Raw genomic sequence first — 21,414 nt, 5'->3', positions numbered from 1 at the left:
CATGTTGAGCACGATTGCAAGGCTGAATGCAAGGGAGATACTCGACTCCCGAGGCAACCCGACGATTGAGGTAGACCTGATTACGTCGAATGGGCTCATCGGGCGCGCCGCCGTGCCGTCCGGGGCCAGCACGGGCGCTAACGAGGCGCTGGAGCTCCGGGACGGCGATAAGTCGCGCTACGGCGGCAACGGCGTGCTCAAGGCGATCAAGAGCGTCCGCGAGGAGATCTCCGCCGCGCTCGTGGGCAAGTCCGTCCTCGACCAGGCGGCGCTGGACGACCTTCTCATCAAGCTGGACGGCATGGAAAACAAGTCGCGCCTCGGCGCCAACGCCATGCTGGGCGTCTCCATGGCTGCCGCACACGCGGCGGCCATGGCGGAGGGGTTGCCGCTCTACAGGCACTTTGCGAAGGACGGCGCGATAACGCTGCCGGCACCTATGCTCAACATTTTCAACGGCGGCAAGCACGCCGAGCAGTCGGCCGACATGCAGGAGTTCATGGTCCTCCCGGCAGGGGTGGCGTCCTTCCGCGAAGCGGTCCGCGCAGGCTCGGAGATATACCAGGCGCTGAAGAAGATCGTGAAAGAGCGCCACATGGGCACGGCGGTGGGCGATGAGGGCGGCTTTGCGTTCAAGGTGGCATCAAACCGCGAGTCTCTTGAGCTGGTGCTCAAGGCCATCGAGCGGGCGGGGTACACGCCCGGCAAGCAGGTATTCATGGGCCTGGACGTGGCCGCGACGGAGCTCTGGGCCGACGGCAAGTACACTCTTGCAAGGGACGGCGCAACACTCACTTCGGCGCAGATGGTGGATATGTACGAGAAGTGGGTCCGCGACTTCCCAATCATCAGCATCGAGGACGGTCTGGCGGAGGGGGACTGGGAAGGGTGGGCCGCGCTCACCCAGCGCATCGGCGACAGGGTGCAGCTCGTCGGCGACGACCTGTTCACGACCAACCCGAAAATAATCAAACAGGGCATAGAGCGCAAGGCCGCGAACGCAGTCCTCATCAAGCTCAACCAGATTGGCACCGTTTCCGAAACGCTGGAGGCGATACGGACAACCCGGCAGGCAGGCTGGAACGCCGTCGTGAGCCACCGTTCAGGGGAGACGGAAGATACTACCATTGCGGACCTGGCCGTGGGCGTATCCGCGGGCCAGATCAAGACGGGAGCGCCTGCCAGGGGAGAGCGGACAGCCAAGTACAACCGCATTCTCCGTATTGAGGGAGAGCTCCAGGACAGGGCCGTTTACGCCGGCATGAGCGCGTACGACAGGTTCCTCAAGAAGAAGGTGTAGGTAGGTCCTGTATGCAGACAAATCCCACGAAGGTGCTCACGGGGATTCCGACTATAGACGAGATCAAGGAGGCGTTCGCGCCAATCCTCAGGCGCGGCGGCGCAATTAAAGCCATTCTTTTCGGGTCATACGCAAATGGGATAGCGGACAGGTACAGCGACATCGATTTGATCATCGTCGTGGATACCGATTTGAAGTGGACCAGGAGATACGAGCTATTCGAAGGCCTTATTCAAGCGTGGCCCAGAGCGATGGATGTTCTTATCTACACTCCGCAAGAGTTTGACACCATGCTTGCCGAAGGTAGAGCATTTCTTGAGGACGCTGTCCAGCAAGGCGTCGTGATATATGAAGAATAGCCCGGGTGAGGCACGCCGATGGTTCCTTCAGGCGGAACACGAGTTAGCGATCGCCAAGCATTCTCTGAGCGGCGGGTTTCACTCACATGTCCTGTTTGTCTCCCATCAAACGGCGGAGAAATGTTTGAAGGCGCTGGCATATCACCGTGGCGACAGGACGGCTCGAGGGCACTCTCTGGTGGAGCTCGTCGCCGATCTGAAAAGTTCCTTTCCGCCTCTCGAGGCTTTTGTAAATCTGGCAAACCGACTGGATAAATACTATTCGCCGACACGCTATCCCGATGCGCTTCCAGGGGGGAGTGCCCTTTCAAGTCTATGATGACCCAGACGAAGCGCGTGAGGCGCTGAAGGGCGCGGAGGAGCTACTAAAGACGGTGAAGAGCCTTATGGGCCCGTGACGCTACGCGTCACACCTGCCTTGTGATAAGCCGAATTGAGCTTATAATGGGTGATGTTCGAGGTTTATGCCCAGAGATGAACCGCTCCGGAATGATTCACAACGAGGTGTAAGTAATGGCAACTCGCGTCGGTATCAACGGGTTTGGGCGCATCGGCCGGCAGGTGCTGCGCGCCATGATGGAGCGCCACCCCGGCAAGCTCGAGGTTGTGGCCGTCAACGACCTCGCGGACACGAAGACGAACGCCCACCTGTTCAAATACGACTCTAACTACGGCGTATACGCCGGCAAAGTAGAGGCCAAAGAGAAGGAGCTTGTCATCGACGGGCACTCCGTCAAGGTTATGCAGGGGACGGACCCGGCGAAGCTGGCCTGGCGAGACTACGGCGTGGACATCGTCGTAGAGTCCACTGGCCGGTTTACCGATGCTGCCAAGGCGGGCGGTCACCGTGAGGGCGGCGCCAAAAAGGTCATCATCTCCGCCCCGGCGAAGGGCGAGGACGCGACTCTTGTGCTGGGCGTCAACGAGAAGAGCTACGACCCGAAGAAGCACAACATCATCTCGAACGCATCCTGCACAACCAACTGCGTCGCGACCATGGCCAAGGTCCTGCACGACAACTTCGTCATCGAGCGCGGCCTCATGACGACTATTCATTCGTACACGAACGACCAGAAGATCCTGGACCAGGTGCACGAGGACATGCGCCGCGCCCGCGCGGCCGCGGTGAACATCATCCCCACAACGACCGGCGCGGCCAAGGCTGTGGGCCTGGTGCTGCCGGACCTCAACGGCAAGATCCACGGCATGGCCTTCCGCGTGCCCACGCCCACCGGCTCCGTGACGGACCTGGTCGTCAACCTCAAGAAGAACGCTTCGCCTGTGGAGATCAACCAGGCCTATAAGGACGCAGCGGCGGGCGCGCTTAAGGGCATCGTCGAGTACACCGAGGAGCCGATCGTCAGCAGCGACATTATCAGGAACCCCAACAGCAGCATCATCGACGGCCTGTCGACGATGTCTATGGGCGGGAACCTGGTGAAAGTCGTCGGCTGGTACGACAACGAGTGGGGCTATAGCTGCCGTACGGCAGACCTGGCGGCATTTATCGCGGCGAAGGGCGTATAGTCGGGCCTCTAATCACGAACGTTGAAGTGCGGAATCGTGCCTATTTTTGGTCGGCTTTTTGGTTGGCGCCGCGCGTCGTGCAGACGGCGTCGCCGGCGTGCCCGTCATGACCGGAGCAATCGATGAGGCAGGGGAGCCGCCGTTATCACCGTTCTGCTGTGTCTCAGCCATCCAGATCCGTTCGGCGCGGTAATAGTGCTCAGCTGCCTTTCCATGGGGTCGGCCGTCCTTTTCCCATAGTTCGTATGCGATTTGTTGTATTCGCTCTTCTTTGTTCATAGTACTTGCGCTCCCGTAAGCGTGTGTGGGGGTAAGGGGTCTTCGTAACGCAGGTTACGGGCCGAAATGGTGTCAAGCAGGCTAACGATAAGACGCCCACCTATATCGGTTATACCACGTAAGTCAACCAAACTTCGATACTCTAAAGGGGTAACGATGTTTTTGCCAAGGAGTATTGGGGCGGGGATTGGGATAGGTAAACAGAGGAACAGACTGAAGGCCGAACAGCCAAAGACCCCCTTCTTGTATTCTTCCCCCGGAGGGGGAAGAGAGAAAGTGCCCCTTCAGGGCTGCTTCTCGGAGCCTCCCGCAGGGACGCTCTTGGTTTTCCTCTCCCCCACCGGGGGAGAGATACAGAGAGGGGGTCTTCGGCTGTTTGGCTGTTCTATCTCGTGGAGAGCACCGGCCGGAGGCTGGTCTTCCCCATGAGGTACTTGTCCACGCCGCGCGCGGCCTCCCTGCCCTCGGCAAGCGCCCACACCACCAGTGACTGCCCGCGCGCCATGTCCCCCGCGGCGAAGATGCCGGGCACACTGGTCATCTTGTCCGCGGTGGTGACCACGTTGCCGCGCCGGTCGAGCTGGACGCCAAGCTGGGCGAGCATGCCGTCCGGCTCGGGGTAGAGGAAGCCCATCGCGAGGAGGACAAGGTCGGTCTCCATCTCGAACTCGCTGCCGTCGATCTCGTGCATCGTCGGGCGGCCGGAAGCGTCGGGCGCGCCCCACTCCACCTTCACAGCGTGAATCTTCTCAAGCTTGCCGTTGGCGCCGGAGAAGCGCTTGGTGAGGATGCTGTAGTCCCGCACGCCGCCCTCGTCGTGCGACGAGGAAGAGCGCAGAATGGTGGGCCATTGCGGCCATGGGTTGTCCGGCCGGCGGGACGCGGGCGGCTCCGGCATGATCTCAAACTGGTAGACTACCTCAGCGCCCTGCCGGTGCGCCGTGCCCAGGCAGTCTGAGCCTGTGTCGCCGCCGCCGAGGATGATGACGCGCTTGCCCTCGGCGGAAATCCGGCTCTTCGCCGGGACCTTTTCGCCGGCGTTGATGAGGTTTTGCTGGGTAAGGTACTCCATTGCGAAGTGCACGCCCTTCAGATCGCGGCCGGGCGCCTGGAGGTCGCGCGGCTTCGTGGAGCCTCCGGTAAGGACGACCCCATCGTACTCATTGAGGAGCTTCTCAGCCGGGAAGGTCTTGCCGACCTCCACGCCGGTCTGGAATGTGACGCCCTCCGCCTCCATCTGGTCCACCCGGCGCTGGACTACCTGCTTCTCCAGCTTGAAGTCCGGTATGCCGAGGCGAAGCAGGCCGCCGATGTAGTCCGCCCGCTCGAACACCGTCACCGAATGGCCGGCGCGGTTGATCTGCTGCGCGGCAGCGAGGCCCGCAGGGCCGGAGCCGACGACGGCTACCTTCTTGCCGGTGCGCGACGTCGGCGGCTCGGGCTTGATCCAGCCTTCCTTCCACCCGCGGTCGGCGATGCTCTTCTCGATGTACTCGATCGTCACCGGGTCCTGGTTGATCGCCAGCACGCAGGATGCCTCGCACGGCGCGGGGCAGACGCGGCCTGTGAACTCCGGGAAGTTGTTCGTGGCGTGAAGGGCTGTGAGCGCCTGCTCCCACCGGCCGCGGTATACCAGGTCGTTCCAGTCCGGAATGAGGTTGCCAAGCGGGCAGCCCTTGTGGCAGAAGGGGACGGAGCAGTTCATGCACCGCGCGCCCTGCTCTCTGGCGGTCTTCTCGTCCCAGTCCTTGAGGAACTCTTTGTAGTCGCCGACGCGCTCTTTTACCGGGCGCTTCGGCAGAGGCACCTTCTTAAGCTCAATGAAACCGGTAGGCTTTCCCATTAAATCTCTTTAGTCCCCCGCCTGCACGGCTACCCGGTCTTGCGCCTTTGCCTTGCGCTGCGCCAGAACGCGCTTGTAGTCCCGCGGCATAACCTTTACGAACTTCGGGAGCGTCGTCGCCCAGTTGTCCAGCACGCGCTTGGCTGTCGCGCTGCCTGTGTGGCAGAAGTGCTCGTATACAAGCGAGCGCAGCGTCTCGATATCCTCAGGAGCGGTGACTGGCTCAAGGTCCACCATCTCCGTGTTGCACAGCGACTCGAACCGGCCCGACTCGTTCAGCACGTATGCCTCGCCTCCGCTCATGCCTGCAGCGAAGTTGCGGCCCGTGGGTCCGAGCACCACCACGCGGCCGCGGGTCATGTACTCGCACCCGTGGTCGCCGACGGCCTCTACGACCGCCTCCGCGCCGCTGCTGCGGACCGCGAAGCGCTCGCCCACGACGCCGTGGATGAATGCTTTGCCGCCGGTGGCGCCGTACAGCGCCACGTTGCCTGCGATAACGTTCCTGTCGGCCTGCAGGTGTGAGCCTGTCTTAGGCGTGACTATCACCTTGCCGCCGGAGAGGCCCTTGCAGAAGTAGTCGTTGCCGTCACCCTCAAGGTGGAAGGTGACGCCCTTTGCCAGGAACGCCGCGAAGCTCTGACCGGCGGAGCCCTTGAACCTGATCTTGATCGTGTCCTCGGGCAGCCCCTCCTCGCCGTAGCGCTTGGCTATCTCGTAGCTCAGCATCGTGCCGGTGGAGCGGTTGGCGTTGCGGATCGGCAGATCGAAGGACACCTGCTGCTTGTGTTCGATGGCCTGCTTCGACCTCTCGATCAGCTTGCGGTCGAGGACCTTCCACATGCCGTGGTCCTGGTCCTGCTTGTGGTGCGTTGCCACGCCCTTCGGCACCTTCGGCATGTGCAGCAGGCCGGAGAAGTCCAGCCCCTTCGCCTTCCAGTGCTCGATGGCGCGCTTTGTGTCCAGCCTGTCGACGCGCCCGACCATCTCATCCACCGTGCGGAAGCCCATCTCGGCCATCACCTGGCGGAGCTGCTCGGCGACGAAGAAGAAGTAGTTGATGACGTGCTCGGGCTGTCCCGCGAACTTCTTGCGCAGCGCCGGGTCCTGGGTGGCGATGCCGACGGAGCAGGTGTTCAGGTGGCACTTGCGAAGCATGATGCAGCCCATAACGATGAGCGGCGCGGTTGCGAAGCCGAACTCCTCCGCCCCGAGCAGGCACGCCACCGCAACGTCGCGGCCCGTCTTGAGCTGGCCGTCCGTCTGGACGACGATGCGGCCGCGGAGGTCGTTCATTACCAACACCTGCTGGGCTTCGGCGACGCCGAGCTCCCACGGCAGGCCGGCGTTCTTGATTGAAGATTCCGGGGACGCTCCAGTGCCGCCCGAGTCGCCGCTGATGAGCACCACGTCGCCGTGGCCCTTGGCAACGCCCGCCGCGATGGTGCCCACGCCCGCCTCGGAGACGAGCTTCACGTGGATGCGCGCGGCCGGGTTCGAGTTCTTCAGGTCGAAGATGAGCTGCGCCAGGTCCTCAATTGAGTAGATGTCGTGGTGCGGAGGCGGCGATATGAGCTCGACGCCCGGGGTGGAGTTGCGCACCCAGCCGATGTACTCGTCCACCTTGTGGCCGGGAAGCTGGCCGCCCTCGCCGGGCTTGGAGCCCTGCGCCATCTTGATCTGCAGGTCGGTCGCGTTGGCCAGGTAGTTGGCGGTCACGCCGAAGCGGCCGGAGGCCACCTGCTTGATCGCGCTGCTGCGGGAGTCGCCGTTGGCGTCCTTGGTATATCGGTGAAAGTCCTCGCCGCCCTCTCCGGTGTTGCTGCGCCCGCCGACGCGGTTCATCGCTATAGCCATCGTCTCGTGCGCCTCGCGGCTGATGGAGCCGAGCGACGCCGCGCCGGTGGCGAACCGCTTCACAATCTCCTTCGCCGGCTCAACCTCTTCGAGGGCGACAGGCTTCTCGGCCTTCTTGAAGTCAAGCAGTCCGCGTATCGTGCACAGGCTCCTGTTCTGGTTGTCGACGAAGTCGCTGAACTCTTTGAACGTCTTCGGGTTGTTCGTCCTCGCGGCGAACTGCAGCGTGGCGATGGTGTCGGGGTTCCACATGTGGTACTCCCCTTCGTTGCGCCACTGGTACTGCCCGCCGACCTTGAGCTCCGGGTTGCCCTTGACCTTGCGGTCCAGGTACGCATAGGCATGCCGCGTCCGGCTCTCTTCCTCGATATGCTCAATGCCCACGCCGCCGATGCGGGAGACGGTCCAGGCAAAGTACTTGTTGACGAAATCATTGGAGAGGCCGACCGCCTCGAATATCTGCGCGCCGCGATAACTCTGCAGGGTGGAGATGCCCATCTTGGACATGACCTTCACAACGCCCTTGCTGATCGCCTTGTTGAAGTTCGCCTCGGCGGTCGCGTAGTCGACGTTCTGCAGGAACTGGTCGCCAGCGACCATCTGTGCCAGCGTCTCGTAGGCCAGGTACGGGTTGATTGCTACGGCGCCGTAGCCGAACAGGAGCGAGAAGTGCGCGATCTCACGCGGCTCGCCGGACTCAATGACGAGGCCGACTTTCGTGCGCGCGCCCTCGCGGATCAGGTGGTGGTGCACGCCGGAGACGGCCATCAGGCTGGGTATGTGGGCGTACTCGTGGTCCACGCCCCTGTCGGACAGGATGATGATCGAGTGTCCCTCGCGTACGGCCTGCGATACCTGGGCGAACAGCTTCTCCATTGCGCTCTCGAGGGCGCCCCTCCCTTCGGACGGCCTGAAGAGCGTGGATAGTGTCTTCGCCTTGAGGCCGGGCCTGTCGATGGCGCGGATCTTTTCGAGGTCTTTGTTCGTCAGCAGCGGCTTCTTGATCTTGAGCATCCGGGCCTGCTGCGGCGTCTCGTCGAATAGGTTGCCCTCAGCGCCGATGAATGTCGCGACGGATGTCACCAGCTCCTCGCGGATGGCGTCCAGCGGCGGGTTGCTGACCTGTGCGAACAGCTGCTTGAAGTACTGGAAGAGCAGGGGAGTCTGGTCGGAGAGCACGGCCAGCGGGGTGTCCGTGCCCATCGAGCCCACAGGCTCCGCGCCGGTAGTCGCCATTGGCTCCAGCGTCACGCGGATATCCTCCTGCGTGTAGCCGAACGCTTTCTGCCGCTCGATAAGCGTCTCAAAGTCCGGCTTGTGGACCTTCTTCGGCTCCGGGAGCTGGTCCATCGTGACCTTGTTCTCCTTGAGCCACTTGCCGTATGGCTTCAGGGTGGTTAGGCCGTTCTTGATCTCGGTGTCGTCGACGATGCGGCCTTCGGCGGTGTCCAGCATAAACATGCGGCCGGGCTGGATGCGCCACTTGTAGAGGATCTTCTCTTCCGGGATATCGAGCACGCCGGTCTCCGATGCCATGACGAGCAGGTCGTCCTTCGTCACCAGGTAGCGGCAGGGGCGCAGGCCGTTGCGGTCCAGGATTGCGCACACCTTCGTGCCGTCAGTGCCGATGACGAGGGCGGGGCCGTCCCAAGCCTCCATAAGGCACGCGTGGTACTCGTAGAAGTCCTTCTTCGCCTGGTCCATCGTGATGTGCTCGCCCCACGCCTCGGGGATGAGCATCATCATCGCGTGCTGAAGGGAGCGGCCGGACGCGAGCAGGAGCTCCAGCGCGTTGTCCAGCGTCGCCGTGTCGCTCTGGTTGGGCGTGACGACCGGCAGGAGCTTCTTGATGTCGTCGCCGAGCAGTGGGGAGGCGAAGTTGGCCTCCCTCGCGGCCATCCAGTTGATGTTGCCGCGCAGGGTGTTGATCTCGCCGTTGTGGATGATGAACCGGTACGGGTGCGCAAGCCGCCACGTGCCCAGCGTGTTGGTGCTGAAGCGCGAGTGGACGAGCGCGAACGCGGAAACCATGTCCTTGTTGCTCAGGTCGGGATAAAAGTTCTCGAGCTGGTGTGCAAGGATTAGGCCCTTGTACACGATCTTCGTGGACGACAGGCTGCAGATGTAGAACTGGTCCACGTCCTTGATCTGCGTCGCCGCGACGGCCTTTTCGATCTGTTTGCGGATGACGTAAAGTCGCAGCTCCAGGGGGGCCTTGTCGGCAGAGCCGGCGGGACGCCCAACGAAAAACTGGCGGATGAACGGGCGGACGCGGGAAGCCAGTGTGCCGATGGCGTCCGGCTTGACGGGCACGTCGCGCCAGCCGAGCAGCATGCAGCCCTCTTCGGCAACAACTCGCTCGATGATCTTCTCGCACCGGGCGCGCTGCCGGGCCTCGCGTGGGAGGAAGGTCATGCTGACGCCGTACGCGCCGGCGGGCGGCAGGGTGAAGCCCAGCTTCACAGCCTCGGAGGCAAAGAAGGCCGTGGGCATCTGGAACAGGATGCCGCAGCCGTCGCCGGTGTCAGGGTCCGCGCCGGCCGCGCCTCGGTGGCCCAGGTTGATGAGCACCTCGAGCCCCTGCGCGATTGTGGCGGCGGACTTCACACCCTTGACGTTGGCGACGAGTCCGACGCCGCACGCGTCGTGCTCGAACCGGGGATCGTAAAGGCCCTGCTTCACCGGCTTCGGCAGATTAATATTCTTGTATCCTGCCGACTGCCGACTGCTGACTGCTGACTGCCTATCTCTGCCCACTGCTGACTGCTCCTAGAGTATTGGAAGGTACCGCTTGATCTCGTAGTCGGTAACGTGTCGTCGGTACCGGTCCCACTCTATCTTCTTGTTGCGTATGAAGCTGTCGAACACCCTCGGCCCCAGGGCCTTGCGAACGAGCTCGCTCTTCTCCGTAAGGAGGATCGCCTCGCCGAGGCTGCGCGGCAGCATCTCAATGCCCATCGCCTCGCGCTCCCCCGCCGTAAGCGCAAAGACGTTGCGCTCGGCCACGGGAGGTAGCTTGTACTGCTTTTCAATGCCTTCCAGCCCCGCCGCCAGCATCACGCTGAAGGCCAGGTACGGGTTGCACGCCGGGTCCGGCGCGCGGTACTCGATGCGGCGGGAAGCCTCCCGTCCAGGCTTGTACGAAGGGACGCGCGCAAGGTCTGATCGGTTCACGTTCGCCCAGGTGACGTACACCGGCGCCTCGTAGCCAAGAGGCTCGCCGCCCTCGCTCTCCACAAGGCGCTTGTAGGAGTTCACCCACTGGTTGGTGACAGAGGTGATCTCCCGCGCGTGCTTGAGCAGGCCTGCCATGAACCACTTTGCGACGTCGGACAACTTGTCCGGGTCGTTGGCGTCGTAGAAGGCGTTCTCGTCCCCGCGGAAGAGCGACTGGTGGATGTGCATGCCGCTGCCGTTGATGCCGAAGACAGGCTTGGGCATGAACGTTGCGTAGTACCCGTGCTTCATCGCGATCTCTTTGACGACGATGCGGTAGGTCATGACCGTATCGGCCATCGTGAGCGCGTCGGTGTGGCGGAGGTCGATCTCGTGCTGGCTGGGGGCGACCTCGTGGTGGCTGAACTCGACCGGTATGCCGAGCTCTTCAAGTGTAAGTACGGTCTCGCGGCGAAGGTCGGTCGCCAGGTCGAGAGGGTCCTGGTCGAAGTAGCCGCCTTCGTCCAGGGGCATTGTGCCCTCGGAGTCCTTGAAGTAGAAGTACTCGATCTCCGGCGCGACGTAGTAGGTGAAGCCCATGTCCGCGGCGCGGTTGATGTTGCGGCGCAGGACGGCGCGGGGGTCGCCCTCGAACGGCTCGCCGCCGGGGGAGATGATATCGCAGAACATCCTGGCGACAGCGTTGGTGCGGGGGCGCCATGGGAGGATGCTGAACGTGGTGGGATCGGGAAGGGCGTACATGTCGCTCTCGTTGGAGCGCGCCCAGCCCTCGATGGAGGACCCGTCGAAGCTCATGCCGCGGGTGAGGGCGCCTTCAAGTTCCTCTACCGTTATCGCGACGCCCTTCAGGTTGCCCAGAATATCCGTAAACCAGAGCCTGACGAACTTGACGTCATTCTCACTGGCCTTATGAAGGACGTAATCGATCCCCTCCGGGTCCCTGTCTGCCATTCGGTGCCTTCAAAAAGGAAATAGTTAGGCCATCGATTAAACAGAATCTTGGATTTGTGGCGTCGTATTAGTCCCTTGGGGGAAGGGAATCCGCCACAGGTTCGAAAAAGATGCCACAATATAGCAATTTGTGAAATTTGTGTCAAACAAAGCGGGGCCGCTCTTGAAGCGCTCCCTGAGACGGGAAAAGCGTCGCCGCTCATGCTGCGCATGAGGCTCAGGCGACGCTTCTAAAGTGCGTTGGGGACTATCCTAGCTGTCCTTGCGCTGCCTGGTCGGAAGGATGACCCACGCGCCCACGAATACCGCGAAAGCAAGCGTTCCCATTACTGCTTCCAGACCCATCGTTGCTTCCCCCCGGTCGCCTCGGCGGCGCCGGTGTTGTCGATCTGATAGCCTTATTCTCTTTCTCCGGTGTTACGCGCATGTTGCGAAGATGTTAAATCTTTGTTACACGGCCCGCGTTTTGACTTTGGAAAATGCCAACCGTAGAATCCTTATCGGCAATCCCTCCCGGACGGACTGTTGTGGCCAAGAAACACCCTCTCGAGCAGGCGCTGGGCGTCAAGTTCAAGGACAAAGAGCTCCTGAACGTCGCCTTGACTCACGGCTCGTACCTGAACGAGAACCCCGGCGCGGACGCGGAGGACAACGAGCGCCTGGAATTCCTTGGCGATGCCGTGCTAGGAATGGTAATAGGCGACGAGTTTTTCAACAGATATCCAGCGTGGACGGAAGGCCACCTCACGCAGGCCCGATCGCTGCTTGTCCGCGACGACACGCTCGCGATTGTGGCGGACAGGCTGGAGATGGGCAGGCATCTGACCATGGGGAAGGGAGAGGAGGCTGGCGGCGGGCGAAGCAGGGCGTCAAACAGGGCGGGTGCATTCGAGGCGCTGGTGGGCGCGCTGTTCCTTGACCAGGGATTCGAGACGGCGCAGAAGCTCGTCCTCAAGGTCATGGGCCATGAGCTCTCGACGATTGGCTCGCGCCTGGCGGTCAAGAACCCCAAGTCGGTGCTGCAAGAGGCGATGCAAAAGGGCGGCAAGTCCACGCCTACGTACTCTATCGTTTCAGTGACGGGCAAGGACCCGAACCGCGAGTGGACAGCGGAAGTCTACGTGGACGGCAAGGTAATGGGCCGCGGCAAAGGCCCCAAGAAGGCAATCGCGGAGCAGGCCGCCGCCACCGAGGCGCTGAAGTCGCTGGAGCAATAGACCGGGGCGGCGGTTTTCGTACGGGCGCACAGCAGTGCGCCCGTATCTGGCCTACGATTACGATTGCTGTCACCACGTGAGGGCGTCCGCCGCGGCGGACGCCCCTACGATATCCCGACCCTACATCTTGATTATCCCCAGCGCGTCTTCCAGGCGGTTGATGGTGTGCTTGGCCGGCGCGGCGCCCTTCGGCCATTCGCACGTCCCGGACAGCCAGATCGCCGTCATGCCAGCGCCCGTCGCGCCCGCGATATCGGCGTCCGGGTTATCCCCGATGTGCACGGCCTCCTCCGGCTTCGCGCCCAGGGAGGCGAGCGCCTTGCGGAAGATACGGACGTCCGGCTTGCGCGCGCCCGCCTGCTCGGCGCATGTGATCGACTTCATGTAGCTGCGCACTCCGAGCATCCCGATCTTCTTGTACTGCACGTCGCCCCAGCCGTTGGTGATCGCGCCGATCGGCAGCCCCATCGCTTTGATCGCGTCCAGCGTCTTGCGCAGGCCGGGCATCGGCATAGCGCACTCCGGGTAGACCGCCGTCCAGAAGGGGATGAGCTCGCCAAGGGTCGGCTTCGACCGCCAGGGCAGGTCGCTGATCAGCGGCGAGAGGAAGGTCGCGCGTGGCAGCGCGCCGCTCTCGTCAATATTCCCTATGACTTCCGCAATCGCCTTGTCGGACACATCGCCGAGCCTCGGCGCGAATTCCGACCGGAATATGGGAACGAACTTCGCCACGCTCGCCGCCCGGTCAAGCATTGTATTGTCAACATCGATGAGCACAGCGCGAATTGTCACGGTCTAATTCCTATGTCTTATCTTCCCCGGCTGTTAACCAACACCCAACCCCTAACACCCAACCCCCTACTTGTCTATCCCCGGCACGGGGAAGCGCGACGTAAGCTGGCGCACCTCGTCCTGCACCTGCTTCTCGATATTCTCATCGCCCACATTGTGCAGCGTCTTGAGGACGAGCTTTGCGATCGTCTTCATCTCCGCGGTGCCCATGCCGCGGCTGGTGACCGACGGCGTGCCCAGGCGAAGGCCGCTCGTCACGCGAGGCGGCTTGGGGTCGTTGGGGATGTTGTTCTTGTTGGTCGTGATGTAGACCTTGCCGAGCGCCGTCTCCGCCTTGGAGCCCGTGAGCTGCAGCGGCGTGAGGTCCACGAGCACCATATGGTTGTCCGTCCCGCCGGAGACCAGCCGCAGGCCGCCGGCCGCAAGCTCGTCCGCCATCGCCTTGGCGTTGGCGACCACCTGCCTGGCGTAGGCCGAGAAGTCAGGGCGCATCGCCTCGCCGAAGGCCACGGCCTTGGCGGCTACAATGTGCATGAGCGGGCCGCCCTGCATGACAGGGAAGACACCCTTGTCCACGTCCGTGGCGATGTCCGAGTTGCACAGGATCATGCCGCCTCGCGGGCCGCGGAGCGTCTTGTGCGTGGTGGAGGTCACGATCTGCGCCTTGCCCGCGGGGGAAGGGTGCACGCCGCCCGCTATCAGACCGGCGATATGGGCCATGTCAACCATCAGGCGCGCGCCAACCTCGTCAGCGATTTTGCGCATTCTCACGAAGTCGATCACTCGCGGGTAGGCCGTCGCGCCGGCGACGATCAGCTTCGGCCGGTGCTCCTTCGCAAGCTGCTCCGCCTGGTAGTAGTCGATCAGCTCGGTCTCGCGCTCCACGCCGTAGGAGACGAAGTTGTACAGCTTGGCGGAGAAGTTGACCGGGCTGCCGTGCGTCAGGTGTCCGCCCTGGTCCAGGCGCATGCCCATAACGGTGTCGCCCGGCTGCAGGGTGGCGAAGTAGGCCGCCATGTTGGCCTGCGCGCCGCTGTGGGGCTGCACGTTGGCGTGGTCCATCCCGAAGATCTTCTTCGCGCGGTCGATCGCAAGGTTCTCAGCGATATCGACGTATTCGCACCCGCCGTAGTACCGCTTTCCCGGGTAGCCTTCGGCGTACTTGTTCGTGAGAACGGACCCCTGCGCCTCCAGCACAGCCTTGCTGGGGTAGTTCTCGGACGCGATCAGGATAATGTTGCGCTTCTGGCGCTCTATCTCCTGCTGGATGGCGCGTCCAAGCTCCGGGTCCTGCTCCATGATCGAGGTCATCAACTTCCTCCTGGGATACTTCTTCAGTCTGGTCGTCTTGCTATCGATTCCCTTGGTCTTTTTGTTACGGTCTGCGGCGGGGGGCCATACGATGTTTGTTAGAAAGGTCACACTCGCAACGCAATGAGGGCCTTGCTGGTCAACTACAGACGAGTATTTGCTGCATGGCCAATATCAGATCTCGAAAATAAAGTCAGCCTCGAATCGATGGCCAGTCGTGCCTGGTCTAAAGTTGTCCGTTTGCCGTTGCGTTGGCGCGGATACGAACGGGGCCGACACTAGGCGGGCATTCGGAAACGCTGACCTGATCGTGAGTGTAAGGCCGTTGCCAAGAGACTGGACTGTTTGGCCTTTTCCCCCGATTCGACAAACGATTCGCGCTTCGGGGGCCAAAAGTGCCGCGATACCGCGCCAAACTTCCGATAGGAACCTCCAGTAAGTGGAAGAGCCGCTATGGCGGTCATCTTTGGACACGGTGTTATAAGTAGGGTGTGGGGGGCCACCCAGGAACCATAGCCGCAGCCATTGGTCCTCTTCGAAGCTTGTCGTGTCGATATATGGTGGAGAAGTTGTGACTGTGCTCACCTTTGACTGCCATGTGGGGAGGGTTCCCGAAGCACGCCGGGAATCGGCCATAGCCACCACACCGCGCCTAGTTGGCATTCCATCTTTGTACCTCAGGACAGCCCTTTCATGCAGAAGGTGAAAGACGTGCCGCCGTCTTGGACGAAGCTGACGCTCTCGCCAATACTTCATGGAGTAATTCGGCTTCATGCTAATGGTACGCGGCATCTGGTTGCTGAAGTACGAATTTGACTTGTCCATCTCTCCGTGCAACGAACCTAGCGCCAATGCTGCGACGAAGCAGTCGACAGCATCCTCGCGCCATTTTACATGTCGGCGCAAGAAGAGGATTTCGCGCAAAGTCCTGTAGTGGAATGCCGCTCGAAAGAAGCTTGGCAGCGCGACTCTCTATTCCTCAATGCTTTCAAGATCGGCCCGGAGTAACTCCTCACGCAGTTCAACCAGCCGAGCAGTTACCGCTTCAAAACGCGGCACATTCGCTTTCGCCCCTGAAACACATGCGGCGACTGGATTTACATCAAGGGCAATGGCAATTCGATCGTGGAGCAGTGACTCCAGCAATGTCGTACCCCTTCCGCTAAACGGATCGAGCACTACGTCGCCGGGTCGACTTATTGCCCGCAGGTGATGCCTAACGAAACTCGGCGGAAACATCTCGAAATACGGACAAAGAGCGTGGAGCCGGTGCGTTTGGGGTGGCATTAGGCGCTCACAGGAACAAAGAGTTGGGGTCGGCAGCCTGAATTATAGACCACCGACCCCTGAATCTCCACTATGACGACTCTCTACACAGTCAAGCCGGTCATCGATTCTGAAACCTTTTGCAGGATGCCGGCTTCCTTTGGGGCAATCGGGAGTCCTAATGCCTGTTTCACCCGGGCGACGGCGAGAACGATGTGATTCTTATGTGGAGTCACGTTGCCATGGCTCCCAACAAGATAGTCCTTCCAAAGCGAACCTTTCCGGGACCAGTCGAGCGCTGCAAGCTGGCGTATCTTGTCCGCTTGCTCGGCGGTTAGGGTGCCGTCCGGCCTAACGGCCAGTTGGAGAATGGAATGGCCAACGCCGCATAGGACCAGCAATCCGGCTCCCGTGAGGTGAAGGTAATCGGCCCGTTTCCCTGGAATGTCTGTCGACAGTCCTGTTTCGAGGGGCCTAGTAGCAACCTCATGCCACTGGTCGTTCGAATCAGTGAATTCCTTGAAGAACTCGATAGTCCTTTCCTTCCACAGGTCCTTAGCAGGGTTGAGGGCCTACTCGGCCTGCTTTTGCATGGCATCGCCGTAGAGCGCCCAATCGCCGACAACGAGTTGAAGCACACCTTGCTTCACCTGGTTCGTCGTGAATAGCATGAGCGAATTCTTGCCCATGTGCCCGATACGCTCTACGCGCCCTTGGAAAATCGGCACGGTTTTCGCGACCTCGCGGGTGAGCCAGTTCACGGGTGCCTTCCCGTCGTATTCAACAAGGAGCGCCTTTGCAAGCGGCATTACCTGTGCGGCATCGAAGAAGTCCTGATGGACCTTGTCTAGATTGGCTTCCTCAATGATCGTAACCCCGACCGCATCCTTCTCCAATTCGGGCTTGACGGAGATGGCTTCTCGAAGAGCTTCCAGTCTGTGCTGTCCATCAGTCACGAAAAGGTATTCGTCGGGAGGGAGCACGAATACACAGGGTCTCGTAGCGCCAGTTGACTGGTAAGCGAAGACTTGAAGCGGTTGTGCTGCATTCAGCATCACCGGAGGGACGAGGTACTTCTCTTCACTCGTCAGGTAATGGGCGATCTCACGCACGTGACTCTGATCAAGTGGCCTGTTCCGGTGCTTTGTTGGGTCATCTTTCTTGCCTGTGCTGTCACGCTTGGCAATAGTTAGCAGCAACTTGACAGGAAGGCTGGTCGAAATGAAGCGGCGGGCTGCCTGCGAATACAGGATGCCCGATACCGGCCGTCCGAAACTAACCATTGCTGCTTCAGCCGCTGCGTTGAAGGCTTCCTGCAAGGTACTGAATTCTCTGGTCTAAATTTCCATTTCTGCGACACTCTCCTTTCACTTTGCGACCCCATCCAACGTTAGTAAAACTGCGAAACTGTGATGGAATGCCCCCTTTCTATGTCCTTATTGACACGTCTGACTTGCAAGACAGGACGTACTACGGGCGATATAGTACGTAGTACGTGCTGATACAAGGGGTTGATTAGTCCATTTGAGTGTGCATTTTGAGAATCTGGGCTTCGAGACGCCATTAGTTCCTGTTTCCCGACTATTGAAGCTTTAACTGAGCTATGATAGTTTGACCAAGTTTTAAGCATGTGAGCCGTCTGGCTCGAGGTATAGTTTGATTGACCAGGACAAGATACGGGCGGCGGTGGCCTCCATACTTGAGGCCATAGGCGAGGACCCTCGGCGTGAGGGGCTTCTGGAAACGCCCCGGCGGGTGGCAGAGATGTACGCAGAGCTGTTCTCCGGAATAGAGGAGGACCCTGCCAGGGTGCTGGAGACGGGCTTCGATGAGGGGCATAAGGAGATGGTGGTCCTCAAGGACATGCAGTTCCACGCTATCTGCGAGCACCATTTCCTTCCTTTCTACGGCCACGCGCACGTGGGCTACATTCCCAACGGGCGTGTCGTGGGCGCCAGCAAGCTCGGCCGCGCGCTGGATATCCTGGGCCGCCGGCCGCAGCTCCAGGAGCGGCTCACCGCCCAGCTAGCAGACGCAGTATTCACAACGGCCCAGCCCTCCGGGGTGGGCGTGATAATCGAAGCAGAGCACATGTGCATGACAATCCGCGGCGTGAAGAAGCCCGGCAGCAAGATTGTGACCGCCGCAATGAGGGGCAGCTTCCAGACCGACCCCGCCGTCGTTCGCCAGTTCCACGCCCTCGCGGGGAGGGTGGAATGACCCCTCAGGTCAGGCTGGAGGACTTTCACCTTGTTCAGGCGGAATGGACGAAGCTGCTGCCTTCATGCATCACGGATACGATTTTCCTGACTCCGTGGGTACAGACGATGTGGGTGAACCACTTCGGCAAGGCGCCGGAGCTGCGAGTATTCTCGGTGCGGGAGGGGGACAGGCTCGTGGGGCTGGCGCCGATGATGGTCAGGGACGGCGTGCTGAGCTTCCTCGGCGGCAAGGACCTTTTCGACTACCACGACTTCCTGGTCCCCCACGGCAACGAGGACGCCTTCTACCCGGCCCTTTTCGCACACCTCAAGACGCTGGAATGGACCACTATGGACCTGCGGTCGGTGCTGCAATCGTCCCCGACTGCGGAGCGAATGAAATCGCTCGCCGAGGCGGCCGGGTACTCTACCGAGCTTAAGGAGGAGGACAAGGCCCCGTTCATGCCCCTGCCGGCCACGTTCGACGACTATGTGGCAGCACTGCCGAAAAAGGACAGGCACGAGCTGCGGCGCAAGCAGCGCAGGCTGGCCGAGGCCGCGCCGGACCGCAAAGAGTACACCTGCACCACGCCCGACGAGGTTGCCGGCCTTATGCCGGACTTCTTCCGCCTTCACAAGGCCAGCAGCCCCAACAAGAACAGGTTCATGAACCCCGCTCGCGAGCAGTACTTCCTGGAAATGGCGAAGGACCTTGCGTCCCGGGGGCAGTTCCGCCTCAGCGTCATGGAGATCGGCGGCAAGCGAGTTGCGGCGTGCATCAACTTCGATTACGGCGACTCCTACCTGCTGTACAACAGCGGCTACGACACCGAGTACGCCAACCTGAGCGTCGGGCTCCTGAACACGGCGCTGACGATCAAGGAAGCGATAGAGAACGGCAAGAAGACATTTGACTTCCTTCGCGGCACCGAGCGGTACAAGTACGATCTGGGCGCGCAGGACAAATCCGTCTACCAGCTTGTAGTGCGGCGCTAGCGCAACGTTCCTGCCTTTTGCAGCATCGTAAGTAGTGGTACATTAGAGTTAACAGTGTTCGGGGGAACGAATTGCATCGTTTGGCATTATTGAGCATGCACGGCTGTCCTAACGCCAGGCTAGGCGAAAAGGACACCGGCGGCATGAACGTGTACGTGCTTCAGGTTGCCCGGGAGCTTGGCAAGCTGGGCAAGCACGTCGACGTCTTCACAAGAGTCCATGATGTTAACGAGCCGCGGATCGTCCGGCTTGGCGAGAACGCGCGCGTCATTCACATCGACGCCGGTGCTGTAGACGAGACGAAGGAGGCCTTGCACCACTTCGTCGGCGATTTCGCAGACGGCGTCGAGGCCTTCCGCAGGTCGGAGGGCCTGTCCTACTATCTCATCCACTCCCACTACTGGCTCTCCGGCGTGGCCGCCATAGACCTGAGCAAGCGGTGGGCCGTCCCGCACGTCACCACATTCCACACCCTCGCACGCACCAAAATGTTCGCCCGCATCGGCGAGACCGAGCCCCAGCTGCGGGAGACCGCGGAGACCGAGATCATCAGGAACGTGGACGCCGTCGTCGTCTCCACCGAGCAGGAGAAGGAAGACATCGTCCGCCTCTACCAAGTATCGCCGAAGATGGTGCGGATCATTTCCGCCGGTGTTGACCTCGAGCGTTTCTACCCGACGGACAAGGCCGAAGCGCGACGCAGGCTGGGAATAGCCGATGGAGAGAAGATCGTCCTCTCCGTTGGCCGCATCGAGCCGCTCAAGGGGCTGGACATCCTTATCGGCGCGCTGGGATACATGGAGAGCGTCAAGGACATGCGCCTCCTCATCGTGGGCGGGAAGCTGCAGCACGATAGGGAAGTCGATCGCCTTCGCAACATGGCGCGCGTGATGGGCTTCGACGACGTTGTTACCTTCACCGGCACGGTGCCGCAGCAGGACCTGCCGACCTACTACAACGCTGCGGACGTTTTCGTCATGCCTTCGTACTACGAGAGCTTCGGGCTGGTGGCGCTGGAGGCGATGGCATGCGGCACGCCGATCGTGTCCACACGCGTCGGCGGTCCCAGGACATTCGTGAAGAACGGCGAAACGGGCTACATAATCCCGTGGCACTGCCCTGAGCCGTTCGCCCAGCGGCTGGACATGGTGCTCTCCAACGGCCACCTGCGCGCCAGCATGGGCAAGTCCGCCGCCGCAAAGGCGCGCACGATGGGCTGGGACGGCTCCGCAGCCAGGATGCTGGACCTCTACAGCCGTCTCACTGCCGCCAAAGACAAGGCCGCAGTCTAGCCGGCGTCTCCCAACCCCTAGACCCCAGCCCCCAGACCCCTTATTATTCCTACCTAACACCTAACACCGGCCCAATGTACGACCTTCACGCACACATACTCCCCGGCGTCGATGACGGCGCAAAGACGGTTGAAGACACCATCGCGATGGCGCGGGTAGCGGCCGAGAACGGCACGCTGGAGATGCTCTGCACCCCGCACCGGAAGGACATCACGGAGAACTTCTCGGTCGCCTATGTCCAGGAGCTTGTCGAGAAGATGAACCGTGAGCTGCAGGCGCAGAATATCGGGCTCAAATTTCTGGTGGGCATGGAGAATCACCTCGACATCGATCTGCCTGCCGAGTTCACCGCGGGCCGTGCCCTGCGGATCAACGGCTCCCGTTATGCGCTGGTGGAGCTGCCCTTCTTCGGCAAGGCCAACTTCATTGAGGATACGCTTTTCAAGATTCAGCTACAGGGGATTACGCCGGTGCTCGCGCACCCGGAGCGGCTGGAATGCTTCCAGCAGGAGCCGGACCTCCTGGCGAAGTTCGTCGAAAGCGGCATGCTGAGCCAGGTGACGGCAGGAAGCGTGGTTGGGCACTTCGGGGAGAAGGTCAAGAAAATCACGAACAACATGCTGCGGTGCGGCCTCGTGCACATCCTCTCATCGGACACGCACTTCCCTCACGGCCCGCGCTCGCCCAAGCTGCCGCCCGGACGTGACGCCGCGGCCCTCATCGTCGGCGAAGAGCGCGCCCGCGCGATGGTGGTGGACACCCCCCGCGCTGTCCTGCGCAACGAGATCGTCAAAGTGCCCTCGCCCAGCGAGGCCGTTGAGCCCAAAAAGAAGTGGTGGAAGCTGGGAAGAGGGTAGGGGGAGATGTCAGCGCTCTGGCTGACAGAGAGGGTGACCGGGGCGGTGGCAGGGCGCCTTCCTCCTCTCCCCGAGGAGACCTTTGCGTTACCTCGGGAGGAGAGGATTTTGGACGAGCCTCTTCAAATTGATGTCATGTTCGGGCGAATTTTTAGCCCCGGCATCCGCCGTCAGGCATGTTTCGAAGCC

18 protein-coding genes are annotated in these 21,414 nt (G+C 61.4%); 9 read left to right on the top strand and 9 right to left on the bottom strand.

The annotated features are described in order from the left end of the window. The first annotated feature begins 1 nt into the window (after window position 1). The 4 genes from FJ319_07295 (at window position 2) to gap (ending at window position 3,186) form a co-directional block, all read left to right on the top strand. Window positions 2–1,300, top strand: coding sequence for a phosphopyruvate hydratase (locus FJ319_07295; GenBank protein MBM3934093.1), 1,299 nt, complete (start codon window positions 2–4; stop codon window positions 1,298–1,300). Window positions 1,301–1,311: 11 nt separating this feature from the next. Continuing rightward, window positions 1,312–1,659 carry a nucleotidyltransferase domain-containing protein gene (locus FJ319_07290; GenBank protein ID MBM3934092.1) on the top strand — a complete coding sequence of 116 codons (348 nt, stop codon included), beginning with the start codon at window positions 1,312–1,314 and terminating at the stop codon, window positions 1,657–1,659. Further along, the gene (locus tag FJ319_07285; GenBank protein MBM3934091.1) at window positions 1,649–1,978 is read left to right on the top strand and encodes a HEPN domain-containing protein; all 330 of its coding nucleotides are present in this window, start codon (window positions 1,649–1,651) and stop codon (window positions 1,976–1,978) included. The genes FJ319_07290 and FJ319_07285 overlap by 11 nt, the downstream gene beginning before the upstream one ends. A gap of 194 nt (window positions 1,979–2,172) precedes the next feature. After that, complete coding sequence (gene gap, locus FJ319_07280) at window positions 2,173–3,186, top strand: type I glyceraldehyde-3-phosphate dehydrogenase (GenBank protein MBM3934090.1); 1,014 nt, start codon at window positions 2,173–2,175, stop codon at window positions 3,184–3,186. A 12-nt stretch (window positions 3,187–3,198) separates the two neighbouring features. Here the strand turns inward: gap and FJ319_07275 are convergent, their stop codons facing one another. From FJ319_07275 to FJ319_07260, 4 genes are all read right to left on the bottom strand, one after another. Further along, on the bottom strand, window positions 3,199–3,465 hold the full coding sequence (locus FJ319_07275) for a DUF2934 domain-containing protein (GenBank protein ID MBM3934089.1): 267 nt from the start codon (window positions 3,463–3,465) through the stop codon (window positions 3,199–3,201). Between the two features lie 385 nt (window positions 3,466–3,850). Next, a complete protein-coding gene (locus FJ319_07270; protein ID MBM3934088.1) occupies window positions 3,851–5,308 on the bottom strand; it encodes a glutamate synthase subunit beta in 1,458 nt (485 codons plus the stop codon). A gap of 9 nt (window positions 5,309–5,317) precedes the next feature. Then, entirely contained in the window at window positions 5,318–9,865 is a 4,548-nt protein-coding gene (gene gltB, locus FJ319_07265; GenBank protein ID MBM3934087.1) for a glutamate synthase large subunit, read from the bottom strand. 69 nt (window positions 9,866–9,934) lie between these two features. Beyond that, entirely contained in the window at window positions 9,935–11,293 is a 1,359-nt protein-coding gene (locus tag FJ319_07260) for a glutamine synthetase (GenBank protein ID MBM3934086.1), read from the bottom strand. Window positions 11,294–11,772: 479 nt separating this feature from the next. Here FJ319_07260 and rnc point away from each other — a divergent pair, with 479 nt between their 5' ends. Beyond that, window positions 11,773–12,510 carry a ribonuclease III gene (gene rnc / locus FJ319_07255; protein ID MBM3934085.1) on the top strand — a complete coding sequence of 246 codons (738 nt, stop codon included), beginning with the start codon at window positions 11,773–11,775 and terminating at the stop codon, window positions 12,508–12,510. Between the two features lie 120 nt (window positions 12,511–12,630). Here the strand turns inward: rnc and FJ319_07250 are convergent, their stop codons facing one another. From FJ319_07250 to FJ319_07230, 5 genes are all read right to left on the bottom strand, one after another. Further along, entirely contained in the window at window positions 12,631–13,302 is a 672-nt protein-coding gene (locus tag FJ319_07250) for an HAD family hydrolase (protein MBM3934084.1), read from the bottom strand. 66 nt (window positions 13,303–13,368) lie between these two features. Further along, the gene (locus FJ319_07245) at window positions 13,369–14,613 is read right to left on the bottom strand and encodes a serine hydroxymethyltransferase (GenBank protein ID MBM3934083.1); all 1,245 of its coding nucleotides are present in this window, start codon (window positions 14,611–14,613) and stop codon (window positions 13,369–13,371) included. Between the two features lie 972 nt (window positions 14,614–15,585). Next, window positions 15,586–15,900 (bottom strand): hypothetical protein, encoded by a 315-nt coding sequence (locus FJ319_07240; GenBank protein MBM3934082.1) that lies wholly within the window; start codon window positions 15,898–15,900, stop codon window positions 15,586–15,588. 83 nt (window positions 15,901–15,983) lie between these two features. After that, the gene (locus FJ319_07235; GenBank protein ID MBM3934081.1) at window positions 15,984–16,430 is read right to left on the bottom strand and encodes a hypothetical protein; all 447 of its coding nucleotides are present in this window, start codon (window positions 16,428–16,430) and stop codon (window positions 15,984–15,986) included. Window positions 16,431–16,451: 21 nt separating this feature from the next. Next, window positions 16,452–17,198, bottom strand: coding sequence for a DGQHR domain-containing protein (locus FJ319_07230; protein ID MBM3934080.1), 747 nt, complete (start codon window positions 17,196–17,198; stop codon window positions 16,452–16,454). A gap of 337 nt (window positions 17,199–17,535) precedes the next feature. On the opposite strand from FJ319_07230, the gene folE reads away from it, so the two are divergent. The 4 genes from folE to FJ319_07210 all read left to right on the top strand — a co-directional run bounded on the left by folE (window position 17,536) and on the right by FJ319_07210 (window position 21,225). Then, entirely contained in the window at window positions 17,536–18,099 is a 564-nt protein-coding gene (gene folE / locus FJ319_07225; protein MBM3934079.1) for a GTP cyclohydrolase I FolE, read from the top strand. Next, complete coding sequence (locus FJ319_07220; protein MBM3934078.1) at window positions 18,096–19,076, top strand: GNAT family N-acetyltransferase; 981 nt, start codon at window positions 18,096–18,098, stop codon at window positions 19,074–19,076. Before folE ends, FJ319_07220 begins: the two co-directional genes overlap by 4 nt. 95 nt (window positions 19,077–19,171) lie before the next feature. Beyond that, complete coding sequence (locus FJ319_07215; GenBank protein ID MBM3934077.1) at window positions 19,172–20,368, top strand: glycosyltransferase family 1 protein; 1,197 nt, start codon at window positions 19,172–19,174, stop codon at window positions 20,366–20,368. A 74-nt stretch (window positions 20,369–20,442) separates the two neighbouring features. Continuing rightward, window positions 20,443–21,225, top strand: coding sequence for a tyrosine protein phosphatase (locus FJ319_07210; GenBank protein MBM3934076.1), 783 nt, complete (start codon window positions 20,443–20,445; stop codon window positions 21,223–21,225). The last annotated feature ends 189 nt before the right edge of the window (window positions 21,226–21,414 follow it).

Source organism: SAR202 cluster bacterium (genome assembly GCA_016872355.1).
Lineage (GTDB): Bacteria > Chloroflexota > Dehalococcoidia > Lucifugimonadales > VGZY01 > VGZY01.
The sequence above is the reverse complement of the archived record's forward strand: the minus strand, read 5'-3'. Positions and strand labels throughout refer to the sequence as shown.

Coding starts and splice junctions, on each gene's coding strand:
- FJ319_07290 (MBM3934092.1), top strand. CDS start 1,312: ATGCAGACAAATCCCACGAAGGTGCTCACGGGGATTCCGACTATAGAC.
- FJ319_07215 (MBM3934077.1), top strand. CDS start 19,172: ATGCACGGCTGTCCTAACGCCAGGCTAGGCGAAAAGGACACCGGCGGC.
- FJ319_07240 (MBM3934082.1), bottom strand. CDS start 15,900: ATGCCACCCCAAACGCACCGGCTCCACGCTCTTTGTCCGTATTTCGAG.
- FJ319_07270 (MBM3934088.1), bottom strand. CDS start 5,308: ATGGGAAAGCCTACCGGTTTCATTGAGCTTAAGAAGGTGCCTCTGCCG.
- rnc (MBM3934085.1), top strand. CDS start 11,773: ATGCCAACCGTAGAATCCTTATCGGCAATCCCTCCCGGACGGACTGTT.
- FJ319_07275 (MBM3934089.1), bottom strand. CDS start 3,465: ATGAACAAAGAAGAGCGAATACAACAAATCGCATACGAACTATGGGAA.
- FJ319_07220 (MBM3934078.1), top strand. CDS start 18,096: ATGACCCCTCAGGTCAGGCTGGAGGACTTTCACCTTGTTCAGGCGGAA.
- FJ319_07295 (MBM3934093.1), top strand. CDS start 2: ATGTTGAGCACGATTGCAAGGCTGAATGCAAGGGAGATACTCGACTCC.
- FJ319_07245 (MBM3934083.1), bottom strand. CDS start 14,613: ATGACCTCGATCATGGAGCAGGACCCGGAGCTTGGACGCGCCATCCAG.
- FJ319_07285 (MBM3934091.1), top strand. CDS start 1,649: ATGAAGAATAGCCCGGGTGAGGCACGCCGATGGTTCCTTCAGGCGGAA.
- FJ319_07260 (MBM3934086.1), bottom strand. CDS start 11,293: ATGGCAGACAGGGACCCGGAGGGGATCGATTACGTCCTTCATAAGGCC.
- FJ319_07210 (MBM3934076.1), top strand. CDS start 20,443: ATGTACGACCTTCACGCACACATACTCCCCGGCGTCGATGACGGCGCA.
- gap (MBM3934090.1), top strand. CDS start 2,173: ATGGCAACTCGCGTCGGTATCAACGGGTTTGGGCGCATCGGCCGGCAG.